This is a genomic window from Paenibacillus sp. FSL R7-0198, assembly GCF_038000415.1.
Classification (GTDB): domain Bacteria; phylum Bacillota; class Bacilli; order Paenibacillales; family Paenibacillaceae; genus Paenibacillus.
The window spans coordinates 1,701,396-1,718,357 of record NZ_JBBOCB010000001.1 but is presented as its reverse complement, the minus strand read 5'-3'; the positions used below and the strand labels follow the sequence as shown (position 1 = coordinate 1,718,357).

Below are 16,962 nucleotides of genomic sequence, written 5' to 3'. Positions count from 1 at the left end.
TTTTCTGCAAATTCATTTCCGTATATTCATTAACCTGCGGGAAGTTAGTTGACGCAGTAAATCGAAAATGAATATTAATTTGGGAAAAAATATGCGTTTGAAGCTAATAAAACCGTAACATAGGACAAATCTAGGGGTCAAGCGCGTCATGATTGTTTACATTGAAAATTTTCACATGTGTGATTTGTTTTCAGAAAATGATGAACGTTGCAAACCGTTAACCCTTTTGCATGTAAGCGGTGTACTGAATAAACTGTTTTTACAGCTCAAAAAAATAAAACTTTTTTTATGAAAATTTGATAATCTGGCCGTTCAACAGCTTTCGACACTTTTATAATAGAAGAAATGGAGCTTAATTGATTGGATTTTATTAGCTTTACGCCGGATCAGGCCCTGTGGGAGAATGGAAGAAAGATTCTGAAAGTATATGGAGTAAGGGAGGAAGATAAGGATGCTGCAAAAAGACCGTTTCAATGGCTGCTTCATCGGACTTGCAGCGGGTGATGCGCTCGGAACTACCGTGGAATTCAGCAGCCCGGGCACGTTTGAACCCGTAACGGATATCGTGGGTGGCGGCGTATTCGGGCTGGAGGCAGGGCAGTGGACAGATGATACATCCATGGCTCTATGTCTGGCAGAAAGTTTGGTACGTAAGGCAGACTTTGATCCTGCGGATCAGATGCGCAGATACACCAATTGGTACAAGGTCGGGTATATGAGCAGTACAGGCGATTGCTTCGATATCGGCGGGGCCACCCGAAGTGCCTTGGAGAGGTTTGAGGTAACTGGGGAAGCCTACAGCGGATCAACTGACCCGATGACGGCAGGCAATGGCTCTATTATGAGGCTTGCACCTGTCGTGATGGCTTACGCTAATCAACCAAACGAGGCGGTCCACTATGCTGGACTGAGCTCTCGGACAACACATGCTGCAACGGAAAGCGTGGAAGCATGTGAAGTGCTGGCCGCCATAATTGTTGCCGGTCTGCGGGGAGCGGACAAAAACGTCATGCTGATGCCGGAGACATGCAGACAGTGGAGGGAAGAGGTTTCTTTTTCACCCGCTATTGAAGAGGTTGTTAGGGGCTCCTATCAGAGGAAAGAACCGCCCGAAATTAAGGGCAGTGGCTATGTGATTCGTTCACTTGAGGCAGCGCTATGGGCGTTCCATAAGTCGGCAAGTTTTGAAGAAGGCGCATTGTTAGCTGTGAATCTGGGTGATGATGCGGATACTACAGGTGCGGTGTATGGGCAGATTGCAGGTGCTTATTATGGACTGAGTGGTATTCCGGCACACTGGCGGGACAAGCTGGCTATGCGTGAAACGTTCGAACAACTAACAGATGCCTTGTGGTTGAAGGCGACAGAACATCGTTGATTAAGAGATAGGAGAAGAGAACATCTATGAGCACGACTGGACACACAATACAACCACAGGTTTCACAGTCAGGTAAACGAGGGGCGTTTCCATTGTCCCTGTTATGCTTGACTATTGGAGCTTTTGCGATTGGTATGACTGAATTTATTATTATGGGCCTGCTGCCCAATGTAGCAACAGATTTGAATGTAAGCATTCCACAGGCAGGACAACTCATTACGGGATATGCGCTGGGTGTAGCGGTAGGTGCCCCGATATTAACCGTATTTACACACAAGATTCCACAGAAGAAACTGCTGGTGCTGCTTATGTGCATTTTCATTATCGGTAACGCATTGTCTGTCATTGCTCCCACATACGGGTTGTTAATCTCGGCACGGATATTAACGGCATTTGCCCATGGTACGTTCCTCGGTGTAGGTTCAATCATGGCAACGCGGCTTGTTGCACCCGAGAGAAGGGCAGGAGCAGTATCCGTTGTTCTTGCAGGGCTTACAATTGCGAATATTATTGGTGTTCCGTTTGGTACGTTTATCGGGCAACAGCTTGGATGGCGTTCATCTTTCGGGGCGATTACGATCTTGGGCATCATTTCGTTGATTGGCATCATTCGTTTTATTCCCGTGCTCCCGCAAGGAGCACCAGCAAATCTCGGACAGCAATTTCGAAATTTGGTTCGTCCCCAAGTATTATTGGTTCTGCTTGTTGGAGCGATGGGATGTGGAAGTTTATTCGCCGTGTTCACTTACATCACGCCGATGCTTGTGGACATTAGTGGTTTTGCCGAACAGAATGTGACCTGGATTCTGGTGCTCTTTGGCTTCGGCGTTACCTTGGGGAACATGGTTGGCGGCCGTCTGGCGGACTGGAAGCTGATGCCTTCCCTAATCGTCAATTTTGGGATACTGGCGGTGCTTCTGGCTGCACTTACGCTTACCCTGGAGAACCCTTATCTTGCTGTAATCACTATATTCTTGTGGGGCGTTGCGGCTTTTGGCATTATGCCGGGGTTGCAGATTCGAATCATGAATATGACCCGCGAAGCGCCACTGCTCGCGACAACATCAAGTCACTCCGCATTTAACCTGGGGAATGCAGGCGGTGCCTATCTGGGCGGGTATGTAATTACCCACACGGGTCTTATATCCGTACCTTTGTATGCAGCAGTTATTGCCGGATTGGGTTTGCTAGGACTGCTCTTCAGTCTGTTCATGGAGCGTAAACATCATTGGCCAGAGGTTGCCCAGGTTGCAGAAGCAGCGTCGGCAAGCTGAAAATGGAATCGGTTCGCCTCAATTCTTCCGTTGAACGCGGAGAGTTGAGGCTTTTTTATTTCATGATGAGATCTGAAGTGGAGGAAGCGAATAGAGGGTATGGTGGTGTGCAGAAGTATACTTTTTAAAGTATAAGATATAGTTATTTAAGTTTTTTGATGATGTACAAGTCTTGGGAGGTGATATAATAAAGTTGTAATTGGAATTCATTGTAAATTATGGATCGTGGATCTTTGCTTCCATATTGGGAAAGGCGAAGCATGGCGGTCCGTATTCATGCGTGGAAAGGAGGAACTTTACTTTAAAATGTAAGGGCTTTCAATTGAGGTTTTGTGTATATCTGAAAGACCTGTTATGAGGTTTGTACACGGTTGAAAATCATATTCCAAAGGAGATTGATATTGATGAAAAAACGTCTGTCCAAGATTCTGAGTCTCTCCATCACAGCAGCACTCCTTGTACCAACGATGGCGTCTGCAGCCGATATGCAGGAAACTCCAGCTACAACCCCCATTCAGGCGGTGATCGATCAGGGAGCGACCGGGACCATGGATAACTCGGGGCAAAATGCGCTGGCTAACACTCCGGTTGTGCCTGCACCGCCGGGTTATGATGCGTATCGAAACAATATTCCGCACGGCAATACCAATCTGATCTCCTATTATTCCACAACGGTAGGCAATACACGGAAAGCGACGGTGTATACACCGCCAGGATATTCACAGAATAAAAAGTATAACGTCCTGTATCTCTTGCACGGTATCGGTGGAGATGAGCATGAGTGGGTAAACGCCATGAAACCGAAGAACATTCTGGACAACCTGTATTCTGAAGGTAAGCTGTCAGATATGATTGTTGTCATGCCGAATGGCCGTGCCATGAAGGACGATCGTCCAGTTGGTGACATTTTTGCTCCGGACAAAGTGGCTGCGTTTGAACGATTCGAGCAAGACCTGTTGAAGGATTTGATTCCTCATATCGAGGCCAATTATCCGGTGTACAAAGACAAGAATAGTCGTGCGTTGGCCGGTCTGTCCATGGGTGGTGGGCAGTCGCTTAACTTTGGTTTGAAAAATCTGAATACCTTCGCCTGGGTAGGGGCCTTCTCGGCTGCACCGAATACGCAATCTGTATCGCAGCTGGTTTCCAACCCGGGACAAGTTGCCAGCCAACTCAAATTGCTCTGGATCTCCTGTGGATCAAGTGATGGTCTGTTATGGGTCAGCCAGAATTTCAAAAACGGCTTGAGCAGCATGAACATTCCGCATACCTGGTATCTGGATGTAGGTGGACATGAACCATCTGTCTGGAACAGCGGTTTGTATCAGTTCTCACAACGAATCTTCAAGTAATTAACCGGTATTCCTAGGGATTTAGGGGCTCACGAATATTTACGGGGATTCTCATAGGGTGAGTAAAGGCCTCAGTTCTGTTTTGTACAGAGCTGGGGTTTTTGTTATGAATCAAGTGATCGGAATGGAACATATGAGGTATTTTTATTTTTGAGGAAGGGGTTAATGAGAGTGTAAGTAATGGTTTAATTGATTACATAGGTAGTGTTATGAAGGAGAGGGATATGATGTTTTATTACAAAGGTGCGTTCCGTGAAACGGACAATGTGATCTATTTTAAAAGTGATGTTTCATTAGCCCAGAATGATGTTGTCCTATTTGGTGAAAAGAAGTATTTTATCGAAAGTGTGGAAAAAGAATTTCTTCTGCTTCAGCGGGTTGGCTCCATAGTTTCTGTGAGTCTGTGAAATCTTCGCGAGATCTTTGAAAATTTATTTAGTGTGATTTGGCCCTAGGGTGTCGCTTTTTTTTAGTTTTCTTTAAAATAGACATTTAGAGTGAAGGGGGATAGAGATGAAAAATAAATTTATTCGCGAAAACAACAAGTCTTATTTATGTAACCAAAAGAGTAGATAAAAGTATAAACCCAAAAGAAGTATAATCAGATGTGACTTAAGGAATCTAACACCACTTATAATGGTGTACTGGGATCTAGCCACTTGACAATAGTACTGATGAAATAAATATAAGCCCAGTGAGGGCTTAGTTCATTAAAAGCATCGCAAGTAATGTAGCTATTATTAATAGAAGCATAAGAGTCAGTGGGATTGCGCTTATAGTAATTGCCGCAATAGCCAACCCTCTTCCCGATGTTGAGCGTCTAGCACTCATGCCAAGAAAAAAACTAGTTGCGTTAATTAATAAAACCAATGCAATTGTGATCATTATTCCGTTTCCATTTGCATTGTAGCTTTTATTTGCTTCCATTGCCATATGGAATAAAGCTAGGGAGGCTAATCCAATAAAGCTAAATATAAAGGATACTACTGCTCTGCCAAGTCTGTCTACTTTCTTGATTTCCTTTTTCGCTTTCTGTTGTGATACGGTTCCCATAACAACCTCCTGAGTCTTATGTACTATTTTGCTAGTCGAAAAGTAGCGCTTTATTATGTTAGCATGTTTACAACTTTAATGGAATAAATTTCTTTTATCGTATCTTAATAAAATTGATAATTCATTAAGAAAGGAGAATGACAATATTAAAAGGTTGGATATGCTACCCACTCCATTTACATAAAATAATATTTTTAAAAGCTGTATAGCCCGTACCTATTTCCCCGTACATGCACTTCTGGGCCTCTGCCTACATACAATAGATCGACCCTGTTCCCACATGTGCTCAGGCCAGATCGTTGTAAAACTGCAGGAGGTGTCATCTGTGCCCGGATTGTTTACCGCAATTGCTCTATTCATTAAAGAGTTAACGTTACTCGTCTCGTATGTCAAAAATAATGCGTTCCCCCAGCCACTGGCTGAGGATGATGAAGCCAAACATTTGCGCCTTATGGCTGAAGGCAATGCTCACTCTCGCAATCTGCTCATTGAACACAATCTGCGCCTCGTCGCGCATATCGTCAAAAAGTTCGACAATACGGGTGAAGATCAGGAAGACCTGATTTCCATCGGAACCATTGGTTTGATCAAAGCGATCGAAAGTTTTCAACAAGGCAAAGGCACAAAGCTTGCCACATTTGCCGCGAGATGTATTGAAAACGAAATTTTGATGCATCTGCGTTCCCTGAAGAAAACACGAAAAGACGTATCTTTGCATGACCCTATTGGTACGGATAAAGAAGGCAATGAAATTACATTAATCGATATCCTTGGCACAGAAGCTGATGATGTTGTAGATCGGGTACAGCTTAAGATTGAAAAAAGCAAAATTTATCGCAATCTAGATATCCTGGATGACCGGGAGAAGGAAGTTGTAATCGGTCGATTTGGTCTGGAAGCAGGCGGGGAGGAACGAACTCAACGCGAAATTGCGAAGGAACTGGGCATTTCACGCTCATATGTATCACGGATTGAGAAACGAGCGTTAATGAAGCTGTATCATGAGTTTTATAAGCAAAAATAGTTGCTGGATAGATAGCACTTTTCGTTAAAAAGATGGTGCTTTCTGAACCTTCCGCATTTGTAGGGAGATGCATTAAGATCGAAAATTTGATACACTGCGCGTTCTGAAGTTGGTACGGACAAAGAGGGAAATGAAATTACACTAATTGATATCCTCAGAACAGATTGAATAAGGCAAGCGGAATAGCTGAACAGATTAGAGGGCGCCTTTATCGGGAGCCCTTTTTACTGTGAAGATGCTTAAAATTGGCTCTGAATAGTATTAATTATTTGGGATTATAACCTAAATAAAGGAATTTTCATTCCTGTTGAAGAATATCTTATACACAGATCAATTTAATATAAAAGGAGTAAATCATAATGAAGCAGCTTTTTCGGAAAACTCCACTGTGGTTTTTGTTAATCTGGATCGTAGGATTTATGATGATCGTTTTTAACATGTTCCAATCAAACTCGGGTAATATTAACTTGATTGCGCTATTGATGATTAGTGTTGCTAATGCTATTCGAGTTTGGAAAACCGAACGTTCATTAGCCATTGCCTTTTTAGTCGTTGCCGCTCTAAGCTTGGTTTATATTTTAATATATTTCATTAGATATGTATGATAAATGTGTACATAATCAGGGAGTCTCAAAAGGGATTCCGCCTCGCCCAAGCGCTAACGAACCTACCGCACCTTAAAAGGCAGATTATCAACGGTTACAAGAATTAACGAACCTCAGTAGCGCTATTTCATCATAAATGGACTTCCAAACCTAAAAAATCCAGTGAATCGACGAAATAGCGTCTCTGTGATTCGTTGGATCTCAGATCTGGGGAAATGGGAGCGAATAGCGTGTGTCAGGTTCATTAAAACAAAATAACACAATAAAGAGGATGTCTCCCGTCATATCCATGACTTATGGCACATCCTCTTTGCTGTGCAAAAAAAATATATAAATGAGGGATATGTATTCTGGGCAGATTATTATATGATGAGTAATAATATTTTGCATCGTAGAGAGTATTTGCAGAAAGAGAGTGGTGGTTGATCATGCAGCAAGAAACGTTAACAAGGGGATTAAAGAACAGGCATGTGCAGTTGATGGCGATAGGTGGTGCGATCGGTACAGGTCTGTTTCTCGGAGCAGGCAAAACGATCCAACTGACAGGGCCATCCATCTTGCTGGCCTACATCATTACGGGTGTGGTGTTGTTCCTGATCATGCGTGCATTGGGGGAGCTGCTGTTAAGTAACTTGCAGTATCATTCCTTTGTCGATTTTGTGCGTGATTACCTGGGAAATATGGCGGCATTTATTACAGGCTGGACCTATTGGTTCTGCTGGATCTCCATTGCCATGGCTGATATTACGGCCGTTGGATTGTATACACAGTTTTGGTTTCCAAATGTACCTCAGTGGATGCCAGGGTTAATTGCGTTAGTCATTTTGCTGATCATGAACTTGGCAACGGTCAAGTTGTTTGGGGAGATGGAATTCTGGTTTGCCCTGATTAAAGTCGTGGCTATTCTGGCACTCATTGTTGTTGGTTTATATATGATTTTCAAAGGTTTTACAACGGATCAGGGTCCAGCGAGTTTCACCAATCTGTGGAGTCATGGGGGATGGTTCCCGAATGGACTGCATGGGTTCATCATATCGTTCCAGATGGTGGTGTTCGCCTTCGTAGGCATGGAACTGGTGGGACTCACAGCAGGGGAAACGGAGAACCCGGAGAAGGTTATTCCGAGAGCAATTAACCAGATTCCGATCCGGGTACTGCTCTTCTATGTTGGCGCACTGCTGATTATTATGAGTATTTACCCGTGGAACGCCATTGTGCCTACTGAAAGTCCGTTTGTACAAGTGTTTGCCGCTGTGGGTATTGCGGCCGCCGCTGGAATTGTGAACTTTGTGGTGCTAACGTCCGCAGCGTCAGCGTGTAACAGTGCCATTTTCAGTACAAGTCGTATGGTGTTCTCCATGGCAAAGGATCGCAACGCACCCGAGTCGTTTGCACGACTGAATAACAGGAAGGTTCCTTCCAACGCGTTGTTTTTCTCCACGATTGTTATTTTAATCGCAATTGTTCTGAATTATATCATGCCAGAAGGCGTATTTACGCTGATCACGAGCGTGTCTACCGTGTGTTTTATCTTTGTCTGGGGCATCATGGTGATCTGTCATCTCAGATATCGTCGTACTCAGCCCGAACTGGCGAGTCGCAGCCGCTTCAAACTGCCACTTTATCCGTTCTCGAACGTTTTGATCTTAGCTTTTCTGGCATTTGTGCTGGTAGTATTGGCTTTGGCTGAGGACACGCGAGTGGCGTTATTTGTCACGCCGGTGTGGTTTATCCTGGTTGCGGGGATCTACCTTCTCAAAAAGAGAAACTTGAGCAGTAACAGACAGTAGAACTTAGCTTTGTTAATAAGTAGACCCGTCCAATTAGATTGGGCGGGTATTTATATTTTTTATATTCTTGCAGCCTTAATGAAAGGCAGGAAGGAGGTTTTAACATGGTATTTATTTTATTTTGTGAGTTTCTCCGTTAATTCAAAAGATGCTGTCTGTTTAACCATCCAAGGATGAGTTCGACAGATTCCATGTACCGTTGGCCTACCAGTAAACCCGTATGTGTTGTATCCCAGAGTCCGGCATATTCGGCATGCAGCTGCTTGGCAGTTAATTTGCCTCTCCGATCTTCGTCTTCAGAGGAAACAGCTTTGATCACCAAGCTGGGACAATAGATCAGATCACCATTAATGGATACTCCATCGGCTCCACACAGAACTGAAAAGGTAGCAAATGCCTTCGCAGACTCCGTTTGCAGATATTTTCGCTGAAAAGCAATGTCTTCTGCCGTCTCATCTATACTGGTCAGTTCATCACGGACAGGTGCAGGCATGATGATCCCAGGTGTGATACGATTGCTTTCCGGGTAGGGGATTAACCCATGAACTTCCTTGCTTATACTGGAGTCAATTACAACTAGGCCTGCCAGAGTAGCGGCTTCTGCAATCTTTTGACTGAGGATCCCACCCATGCTAAAGCCAATCAGAACGGGAGGTTCGTTGATCCCGGCTAACACTTCACGAATATCCTCCAAATAATCGTCAAACGTAATCTTTGTCATGTCCATGACCCGACTCTTGTAGTGACTTCTCAGGTTCATGACATAACAGGTCCAACCGTGCTGGACAAAGTGGGGGATATATTTGCTCCACATCCAGCTGCCTGTGTATGCACCGTGAACGAACAGCAGTGGGGGCTTCTTGGTCGTTGTTTCTTCGTCATGAGGCGGGGTTCCTTGGAATATTTCCAAGTGTAAATCATGTTCTCCGATCTTCTTTACTTCATGTTCCGGTAATAATTGAGTGTAGTCCGTCATACCAAAAACCTCCTCTAAACTATTAGTTTGATATCAAACTATTCCTCCAAAAAAAAAATTAGAAGTTGCCATGAATTTTCATTAAAATTCGAAGCAGTTCTTTTTTCTCCGCTTCCGTAACGTCCGCATAGAATACGTCCAACATGCGCTGAGATATCTCTTCAAAGACAGGCTTTAATTCTTCGCCTTTTGCAGTCAAAGCCACATGAACAACTCGTGAATCTGTTGCATCACGCTCCTTGAGGACGTATCCTGTCCGCACCAATTTGTCCACAAGTGCAGTCACCGTGGATTTATCCTTGCCGATTTTTTTGGCGATTTCAGCCATGGTCATCCTGTGATTGTTGTACAGGGCATAGATGATATCCCCATGGGACGTGGCGAGATCCTGGATTCCCTGCTCAGCCATCTCAGTAAGGATGAAGCGGTTGACCTTCTCTTTAATTTTGGATAGGAGTGAAATAGCGTCTCTTGTTTTCATATGTGTAATATAGTTTGTTATCAAACTAATGTCAAGCTTTGATCCGTGATTTCTTGCATTCACGGCATAAAAAAGAGCAGTGAGAACTTCTTCTCCTGCTCCTTTGTTTTTATTTCATTGTAATACTTCACTGCAATATTATATTACCAACCAACGCCTGGGATTACTTAATCGGATTGGCACTCATTTCCTGTCCCATTTTCTCAATACCATCCAGAATTTGATATCCATAACCCCAGAACTGGCTGAAATCTGTCACATAAATTTGTTTGTTCTTGATCGCGTTCATGCTTTGCAGGGCAGGGTTGGCATACAGGTTCTCAATCAGCTTATCAATATCCGGTGAACCGGCATAAGCGGACAAGAGCAGGTAGTCCGGGTTCGCTGTAATCAGCTGCTCTACACTAACTTCACCTTGCACACCATCAAACGTATTTTTCAGCTTCAACAGGCCGAGTGCATCAAGCTGATACGTATCGTTCTGCATGCTGCTTACGGTAATGGTGTCTTCCGTAGCGGGTACGATGTAGGCAAAAGTATGCTCAGGCTGATCGGCTACACTTGCCTTAATGGCTGCAACACGAGTCTTCAGACTTTCCGTGAATGTTGAGGCATTTTCTTGAACATCGAAGATCTGCCCAAGTTGTGCAATATCGCTATGCAGGCTGTCGAGTGTGCCTTTGTGATTCGTCGTTTGCAGGAACGTGCGGATATTCATGTCATTTAATCCATCGACGGTACCCACACCCCAGTCTGCATCAGCGAATAGGTCACCCCGTCCAAGTACCAGATCCGGGCTTGCACCTACAACCAGCTCTTTACCGACATAATCCTTGGACAATACCGGAATTTTGGCAAAATCATCAGCCACATCCGGTGTAACGGAACCGTATAGAGCAGCAACACCGACCATTTTATCAGTCAGACCCAACTTGATGAGCATCTCAGCCGCAGATTGGGTATTCGCAACAACACGTTCAGGTGCTTTATCGAATACTTGCACTTTGGGTTTCCACTCGCCGCCCTCACCCGAGATCGTGAAATTGTCAATGGTGAGCGGGTACGTCGTTTTATTGGTATTCTCAGCAGGAGCTGAAATTTCTGTCGTGTTCGTTGTTGAAGTCGTTTCTTCGGCAGGGGAAGAAGTTGAAGCATTCGAGCAGGCTGCAAGCAGCAGTAACAGGAGACTTAGAGCAGCGAAGCCAATGGTTCTGGATGTGAATTTCATTAAATGATGAACCCCTTTTCTATGTGTTTTAAATTGACAAAGATAATCATTCTCAATTATAATCCGAGAAAAAGCTTTGTAAATAGCTGAATTTAATTTGTTCTACATTTTACGCGAATTGATGGGGGAAGAGATGGCACAGACGGTTCAGGTTCAGACACAGCGTAGGGGGAAAAGAGAGTCTCTAATTCATAGTAAATCCGGGTTTGCTTTACTGATTGTAGCTTTAATCATAATTACACTTATATCCGTAGGTATTGCAGTTTCCATTGGACAGGTACAAATTCCACTGGCGGAGTCGTATCGTATCCTTTTATACAAATTAACGGGATTTCAGTGGGGAACAACACCCATTGAAGCAGGTTCCTTTACCGATATTATCTGGCAGATTCGCTTTCCTCGTGTGCTGATGGCGATGTTTATCGGTGCAGGCTTGGCCTTGTGCGGTGCTGTTATGCAGGCTGCTGTGCAGAATCCGCTCGCTGACCCTTACATACTGGGTATATCCTCAGGCGCTTCACTTGGAGCAACCTTTGCAATACTCATTGGATTTGGTGCGATTGGGTGGCTTGGTCAGACGGGGGTTGCTTTCTGGGCCTTTGCTGGAGCGATGGGTGCCTCCTTACTGGTCCTGACTTTGGCAGGGATTCGGGGGAAAATGACGTCGGTCAAGCTGGTGCTTGCCGGAATGGTGATTAACGCGTTATGCAGCGCTTTTTCGAACTTTATTATTTATTTTGCCAACAATGCTGAAGGCATCAAAACGGTGACATTCTGGACCATGGGCAGCCTGGCGGCTTCTGGATGGAACAAGCTTCCACTCGTGGGTATCGTCGTGCTGGTGGCGATTCTATTTTTCCTTTTACAGTCCAGAGTTCTTAATACGATGTTATTGGGGGATGAAGCAGCCGTTACACTGGGCATTAATCTGAGTGTGTACCGCAGAGTGTACATGTTGTTAACCGCTTTGGTGACAGGAGTCATGGTGGCGAGCTGTGGCATGATTGGTTTTGTCGGACTCATTATTCCGCATATCGTCAGAGGTCTGGTGGGTTCCGACCATCGTAAAGTGATGCCTGTATCCGTGTTGTTTGGAGCCATTTTCCTCATCTGGACGGATGTTATTGCACGATCCCTGATATCCAGCGTGGAGTTGCCGATCGGGATCATTACAGCCATGATTGGTGCGCCGATGTTTATGTATATGCTGGTCAAAAAAGGCTACGGTTTTGGAGGAAATTAAACATGAAGCTGAACGTAGAAAATGTATCCATCTCTGTGCTGAACACGGACATCATCAAGGATATTTCATTACAGGTAAACGGTAAACAGTTCGTTGGACTGATCGGACCCAATGGTTGTGGCAAGTCAACGCTGCTCAAGAGCATCTATAAAGTGATCAAACCGCAGCAAGGTAAGGTTTTTCTGGATAATACGGATATTCTCAAATCCAGTCCAAAGCTTGTTTCCAGACATATGGGCGTTGTCGGTCAGTTTAATGAATTGAGTTTTGATTTTACGGTACGTGAGATGGTCATGATGGGCCGTACCCCGCACAAAAAACTGCTGGAGACGGATAATGAACGAGATCACGAAATCGTGGAGCAGGCTTTGGAAAAAGTACATCTGACTGGACATGCAGACCGCAATTACGTGTCTCTGTCTGGTGGAGAGAAACAACGTGTGATACTGGCGCGTGTCCTGGCACAGCAACCTCAATTCCTGATCCTGGACGAGCCAACGAACCATTTGGACATCAAATACCAACTTCAGATTCTAAATATTGTCCGCGGACTCGGCATTGGCATATTGGCAGCGCTGCATGATCTCGAACTCGCCGCAGAATATTGCGATTATCTCTATGTGGTGAAAAAGGGCCAGATTGTGGTCCACGGCAAACCGGCTGATATCCTGACTCGTGAGATGATTGGTGAGGTATTTGATGTCGATTGTGAAATCTATACAAATCCGGTTACGGGCGGCCTGGGCATCGCTTACCTGAGTACACGGTGATATGTCTAGTGTTCCAGTGAACTGTCTTTCGAGCTGATTTTCAGCTTGGAAGGCAGTTTTTTGCGTTTAGCTTTCTCAGAGGAGGTTGGTCAAGTTAGCCTCTGGCTCCAGAACAGGTAGGTCAGGAATGGGGGGAGCGTGTATCCTGTGCCTGCGCGCCCATGGCCGTGTAGACACCTAGTCGGGCAAGACGGGTAAGCTGCAAAGCCATATGATGGGGAGAGTATACTTTGTTGTTTTCAAGCCATTTATGAATAATTCCGCTGGTGGAGAAGCTGAGATGATCGAGTAAAATGTCCAGCGGTACCTGAACCTTCTGATCCATCCCGAGTTGGGTAATCCGTTGAAAAAAATAAGTTTTAATCACCTCGTTCAGCCGGGTACTGAAATTGCCGACAGGATTGATCAGTAGCATGACCCGGTAGAACTCATCATGCTCAAAGATGTGCTCAAACAGGACCGCAAAGATCGGGTCAGGCTCGGTAAAAGAAAGGGCCACATCCATGGCAGCAGACCGTTCACTGAGTACATGTTCCAGCAACTCCAATTTCTCGTTGACCATCTTGTCCAGTAAATCCTCTTTGTCTATAAAGTGGGCGTAGAAGGTTGAACGGTTGATGTTCGCTTGTTCAGCAATGTCCACGATACTGATTTCCACGTAATCCTGCTTCTTCATCATTTTCAAAAAAGCTTCAGAGATCATGACACGGGTTCTGTAAATTCTTCGGTCGACACCTCGAGTTTCATTCATTCCATATCACCTCAAAACAACAGATTAGTATTTTTTGTTGGTTAAGCAACATCGTCTAGATCCGCATTTCATGCATCCATGGGAATGCGCTTAAGATGCAGGTACCTTCAAATCAAGCCGGATTGTAGTTTATTTTGGCGTTGCCCGACAGATCAAGCATTTGTGTTTGTTAACCGTCAAATTTGGACTCATTGATTGTTGCGATCCAATGGATATTAGCTATGATAAACAATAAAACATAGCAAATCAATCGGAAAAATAAAATTTAAGTAAGGGGTGACATTTTGAGGGGAGATACTTTCATATCCAGTCTGGAGGATGGACGACGTGTCTGGCTGGAAGGGCAGCAGGTGAAGAATATTTCCGAACATGCGGCTTTTAAAGGCACACTATCCACCATCAGGCAGTTGTTTAATATGCTGGATGATCCTCTTCAACGGGAGCAAGTGGGCTATGCTCTCGAGGGACAGGAGCGATATGCACACAGCTCATTTCTCATACCGCACACAGCAGCCGAATTGAACAAACGCAGTCAGTCCTTTGCAGTCTGGTCTTCCAGCACCAATGGCATGATGAGCCGGTTATCCGACTATGCCCGTTCCATGGTAACCGGATGGTATGCTGCACGGCACGAATTATCCGACCTGGACCCGCAATTTGCGGATAAAATCAGCACCTATTACCATGAGGCCAGAGACCGCGACCTCTTTCTGACAACAGCCATTATTGATCCCCAGATTGATCGTTCCAGCGGACTGGATGACCAGCGGATTGCAGAGCGATTCCTGCATGTGGTGAAGGAAACTTCGGAAGGGATTGTGGTTAGAGGAGCCAAAATGATTGCGACAGGTGCACCGTATACGCATGACTTTCTGATCTTTTCGTTCCTGCAATTTCAGACCCGACATCAGAAACATGCGCATGTCTTGATTGTACCCGCCAATTCACCAGGACTGCATATTGTGTGCAGGGAGTCATTTGCTGATGCCAGAGAACGGAATCATCCGCTCAGTGCAAGGTACGATGAGATGGATGCAGTCCTTTTTTTCGATGATGTCCTGATTCCTTGGGAGAGGGTGCTTCTCTACGGCGATTCTGACAAGGTCCTGAAGCTTCGCGGGAACCGTACAGCCAATGGATTGGCCTTCCACCAAAATGTTGTGCGCTTTGTAGCCAAGCTGGAATTTGTCACGGGTGTGGCCTTTGCAGTGGCTGAGTCGATTGGCGTAACCGGATTTCTGCATATTCAGGAGAAACTGGGTGAGCTGCTGACACAAATTGACGTAATCAAGGCGCTGATTATTGCAGCGGAGGCCAAAGCCGTGCCTGATGCGGCAGGTGTGCTCGTTCCTGATCTGACGTATGTAGAGACGGCGCGAAGTTTGGGAACCAAATATTATCCACGGGCTGTTGAGATACTTCAACAAGTCGGCGCAGGTGGCTTTGTTCAGACCCCTTCCGGAATTGAGGACTTCTACGGTCCGATTTCCGAATTTATGCATTTGTATTTTGAAGGGGCTGCGGTAAGTGCAGAGAAAAAAGTGGAGCTGTTCAAGCTGGCTTGGGATCTCATCGGCAGTCCGCTTGGCGCAAGACATCTGTTATATGAAAAATTTTACGCAGGTGATCCGATCCGGGGGCTCGCGTCCCATTACACTCGACATGACAAATTGTCGTTAACAGGTCCTGTCTGGAAGCTGATTCAAGAGAACAGCAAGGGCAGAGTAGCCACCAATTGAGCAGGAGGAGAGAGAAAAATGGAATTGTTTTGGTTTATCCCGACACATGGGGATGGAAGATTTCTGGGCACCCGAGAAGGTGCCAGGGCAGTGACCTATCATTATTGCAAGCAGGTTGCGCAAGCTGCAGATGAGCTTGGGTTTGCCGGTGCGTTGCTACCTACGGGAAAATCATGTGAAGACGCCTGGGTTGTTGCTTCCTCTCTGGTGTCGGTAACGGACAAGCTGAAGTTTTTGGTCGCTGCACGTCCGGGTCTGATGCTTCCGACCACGGCGGCACGAATGGCGAGTACACTGGATCGCTTCTCCAAAGGAAGACTTTTGATCAATGTCGTAGCCGGAGGGGATCCGATCGAGCTTGAGGGAGACGGGGTGTTCCTGGATCATGATGAACGTTATGCATTGACGGATGAATTTCTAACCATATGGCGCAAGGAGCTGGCGGGCGAAGAAGTCGATTTTGAGGGCAAATATTTAAAGGTCAACGGTGGATCGGTTCTGTATCCGACCATTCAGAAGCCTTATCCTCCACTTTATTTTGGAGGCTCCTCTGAAGCTGCCATGGAGGTGGCTGCCGAGCATGTAGACGTATACCTGACGTGGGGTGAGCCACCTGACCAGGTAGAGGCCAAGATCAACCGAATGCGAGAGCTTGCTGCCAGAAAGGGAAGAAGTCTGCGCTTCGGCATCCGACTTCATGTAATCGTTCGTCCAACCGCAGAGGAGGCCTGGCAGGCCGCGAATGACCTGATCGCTCATCTGGATGAAGAGACGATTGCTTCTGCCCAGAAGATCTATGCTCGCATGGATTCCGTCGGTCAACAGCGAATGGCCAGACTGCATAATGGGGATCGTTCCAATCTGGAGATCAGCCCAAATCTGTGGGCAGGCATTGGACTGGTCAGAGGGGGTGCCGGTACAGCACTTGTAGGTGATCCTGACCAGGTTGCAGCGAGAATTAGGGAGTACGAGGCACTAGGGATTGAGACCTTCATTATGTCAGGGTACCCGCATCTGGAAGAAGCCTACCGTACAGCTGAGCTGTTGTTTCCGAAGCTCAATTATGCACAATATGGCGATAACGGCGAGCGCTCGTTTATTAGCCCTTTTGGCGAGATCATCGCCAATAATAACATTCCTGATCATGTGGTAAAAGCGCCTGCGGCTTCCAAATGATAGGGTCTGCTTTTTACGATCTCTCCATTAAAAACATCATACATTCTGGCCGATTAGACGAACTAAAGGCACCCTCAAACTTATAGATTGTAGGTGTCTTTTTTGTTGTATTCCACTCCGGT

At 45.5% G+C, this 16,962-nt stretch carries 16 protein-coding genes; 11 read left to right on the top strand and 5 right to left on the bottom strand.

What is annotated here, in order from left to right:
- The first annotated feature begins 451 nt into the window (after positions 1-451).
- The 4 genes from MKY87_RS07300 (at position 452) to MKY87_RS07285 (ending at position 4,411) form a co-directional block, all read left to right on the top strand.
- Positions 452-1,378 carry an ADP-ribosylglycohydrolase family protein gene (locus tag MKY87_RS07300; RefSeq protein WP_340963569.1) on the top strand — a complete coding sequence of 309 codons (927 nt, stop codon included), beginning with the start codon at positions 452-454 and terminating at the stop codon, positions 1,376-1,378.
- A 26-nt stretch (positions 1,379-1,404) separates the two neighbouring features.
- Positions 1,405-2,652, top strand: coding sequence for an MFS transporter (locus MKY87_RS07295; protein ID WP_340963567.1), 1,248 nt, complete (start codon positions 1,405-1,407; stop codon positions 2,650-2,652).
- Positions 2,653-3,056: 404 nt separating this feature from the next.
- The gene (locus MKY87_RS07290; RefSeq protein ID WP_340963566.1) at positions 3,057-4,004 is read left to right on the top strand and encodes an alpha/beta hydrolase; all 948 of its coding nucleotides are present in this window, start codon (positions 3,057-3,059) and stop codon (positions 4,002-4,004) included.
- A 224-nt stretch (positions 4,005-4,228) separates the two neighbouring features.
- Positions 4,229-4,411 (top strand): hypothetical protein, encoded by a 183-nt coding sequence (locus tag MKY87_RS07285; RefSeq protein WP_249912092.1) that lies wholly within the window; start codon positions 4,229-4,231, stop codon positions 4,409-4,411.
- A 295-nt stretch (positions 4,412-4,706) separates the two neighbouring features.
- On the opposite strand, the gene MKY87_RS07280 is transcribed toward MKY87_RS07285, so the two are convergent.
- Entirely contained in the window at positions 4,707-5,057 is a 351-nt protein-coding gene (locus tag MKY87_RS07280; RefSeq protein ID WP_338588072.1) for a hypothetical protein, read from the bottom strand.
- A gap of 325 nt (positions 5,058-5,382) precedes the next feature.
- On the opposite strand from MKY87_RS07280, the gene sigK reads away from it, so the two are divergent.
- The 3 genes from sigK to MKY87_RS07265 all read left to right on the top strand — a co-directional run bounded on the left by sigK (position 5,383) and on the right by MKY87_RS07265 (position 8,476).
- Complete coding sequence (gene sigK, locus MKY87_RS07275) at positions 5,383-6,081, top strand: RNA polymerase sporulation sigma factor SigK (protein WP_090915017.1); 699 nt, start codon at positions 5,383-5,385, stop codon at positions 6,079-6,081.
- 359 nt (positions 6,082-6,440) lie between these two features.
- Positions 6,441-6,686: a hypothetical protein gene (locus tag MKY87_RS07270; protein WP_340963562.1), complete on the top strand. Its 246-nt coding sequence runs from the start codon at positions 6,441-6,443 to the stop codon at positions 6,684-6,686.
- 428 nt (positions 6,687-7,114) lie between these two features.
- On the top strand, positions 7,115-8,476 hold the full coding sequence (locus MKY87_RS07265) for an amino acid permease (protein ID WP_340963560.1): 1,362 nt from the start codon (positions 7,115-7,117) through the stop codon (positions 8,474-8,476).
- Between the two features lie 136 nt (positions 8,477-8,612).
- Here MKY87_RS07265 and MKY87_RS07260 read toward each other — a convergent pair whose 3' ends face one another.
- The 3 genes from MKY87_RS07260 to MKY87_RS07250 all read right to left on the bottom strand — a co-directional run bounded on the left by MKY87_RS07260 (position 8,613) and on the right by MKY87_RS07250 (position 11,161).
- Positions 8,613-9,452: an alpha/beta hydrolase gene (locus MKY87_RS07260; protein ID WP_340963558.1), complete on the bottom strand. Its 840-nt coding sequence runs from the start codon at positions 9,450-9,452 to the stop codon at positions 8,613-8,615.
- A gap of 58 nt (positions 9,453-9,510) precedes the next feature.
- A complete protein-coding gene (locus tag MKY87_RS07255; RefSeq protein ID WP_340963557.1) occupies positions 9,511-9,933 on the bottom strand; it encodes a MarR family winged helix-turn-helix transcriptional regulator in 423 nt (140 codons plus the stop codon).
- 163 nt (positions 9,934-10,096) lie between these two features.
- A complete protein-coding gene (locus MKY87_RS07250) occupies positions 10,097-11,161 on the bottom strand; it encodes an ABC transporter substrate-binding protein (protein WP_340963555.1) in 1,065 nt (354 codons plus the stop codon).
- 133 nt (positions 11,162-11,294) lie between these two features.
- On the opposite strand from MKY87_RS07250, the gene MKY87_RS07245 reads away from it, so the two are divergent.
- Together MKY87_RS07245 and MKY87_RS07240 are read left to right on the top strand one after the other, a co-directional pair.
- Entirely contained in the window at positions 11,295-12,404 is a 1,110-nt protein-coding gene (locus tag MKY87_RS07245; RefSeq protein ID WP_340963552.1) for a FecCD family ABC transporter permease, read from the top strand.
- Positions 12,405-12,406: 2 nt separating this feature from the next.
- Positions 12,407-13,174 (top strand): ABC transporter ATP-binding protein, encoded by a 768-nt coding sequence (locus MKY87_RS07240; RefSeq protein WP_340963550.1) that lies wholly within the window; start codon positions 12,407-12,409, stop codon positions 13,172-13,174.
- Positions 13,175-13,295: 121 nt separating this feature from the next.
- Here the strand turns inward: MKY87_RS07240 and MKY87_RS07235 are convergent, their stop codons facing one another.
- On the bottom strand, positions 13,296-13,925 hold the full coding sequence (locus MKY87_RS07235) for a TetR/AcrR family transcriptional regulator (protein ID WP_340963547.1): 630 nt from the start codon (positions 13,923-13,925) through the stop codon (positions 13,296-13,298).
- A 284-nt stretch (positions 13,926-14,209) separates the two neighbouring features.
- Between MKY87_RS07235 and MKY87_RS07230 the strand changes: the two genes are divergently transcribed.
- Positions 14,210-15,664, top strand: a complete 1,455-nt coding sequence (locus tag MKY87_RS07230) for a 4-hydroxyphenylacetate 3-hydroxylase family protein (protein WP_340963545.1) — start codon at positions 14,210-14,212, stop codon at positions 15,662-15,664.
- Positions 15,665-15,682: 18 nt separating this feature from the next.
- Positions 15,683-16,840 carry an FMNH2-dependent alkanesulfonate monooxygenase gene (gene ssuD / locus MKY87_RS07225; protein WP_339310200.1) on the top strand — a complete coding sequence of 386 codons (1,158 nt, stop codon included), beginning with the start codon at positions 15,683-15,685 and terminating at the stop codon, positions 16,838-16,840.
- Positions 16,841-16,962: the final 122 nt, after the last annotated feature.

Coding starts and splice junctions, on each gene's coding strand:
- MKY87_RS07245 (WP_340963552.1), top strand. CDS start 11,295: ATGGCACAGACGGTTCAGGTTCAGACACAGCGTAGGGGGAAAAGAGAG.
- MKY87_RS07300 (WP_340963569.1), top strand. CDS start 452: ATGCTGCAAAAAGACCGTTTCAATGGCTGCTTCATCGGACTTGCAGCG.
- MKY87_RS07235 (WP_340963547.1), bottom strand. CDS start 13,925: ATGAATGAAACTCGAGGTGTCGACCGAAGAATTTACAGAACCCGTGTC.
- MKY87_RS07240 (WP_340963550.1), top strand. CDS start 12,407: ATGAAGCTGAACGTAGAAAATGTATCCATCTCTGTGCTGAACACGGAC.
- MKY87_RS07280 (WP_338588072.1), bottom strand. CDS start 5,057: ATGGGAACCGTATCACAACAGAAAGCGAAAAAGGAAATCAAGAAAGTA.
- MKY87_RS07255 (WP_340963557.1), bottom strand. CDS start 9,933: ATGAAAACAAGAGACGCTATTTCACTCCTATCCAAAATTAAAGAGAAG.
- MKY87_RS07260 (WP_340963558.1), bottom strand. CDS start 9,452: ATGACGGACTACACTCAATTATTACCGGAACATGAAGTAAAGAAGATC.
- MKY87_RS07250 (WP_340963555.1), bottom strand. CDS start 11,161: ATGAAATTCACATCCAGAACCATTGGCTTCGCTGCTCTAAGTCTCCTG.
- MKY87_RS07270 (WP_340963562.1), top strand. CDS start 6,441: ATGAAGCAGCTTTTTCGGAAAACTCCACTGTGGTTTTTGTTAATCTGG.
- MKY87_RS07295 (WP_340963567.1), top strand. CDS start 1,405: ATGAGCACGACTGGACACACAATACAACCACAGGTTTCACAGTCAGGT.
- ssuD (WP_339310200.1), top strand. CDS start 15,683: ATGGAATTGTTTTGGTTTATCCCGACACATGGGGATGGAAGATTTCTG.
- MKY87_RS07285 (WP_249912092.1), top strand. CDS start 4,229: ATGATGTTTTATTACAAAGGTGCGTTCCGTGAAACGGACAATGTGATC.
- MKY87_RS07265 (WP_340963560.1), top strand. CDS start 7,115: ATGCAGCAAGAAACGTTAACAAGGGGATTAAAGAACAGGCATGTGCAG.
- MKY87_RS07290 (WP_340963566.1), top strand. CDS start 3,057: ATGAAAAAACGTCTGTCCAAGATTCTGAGTCTCTCCATCACAGCAGCA.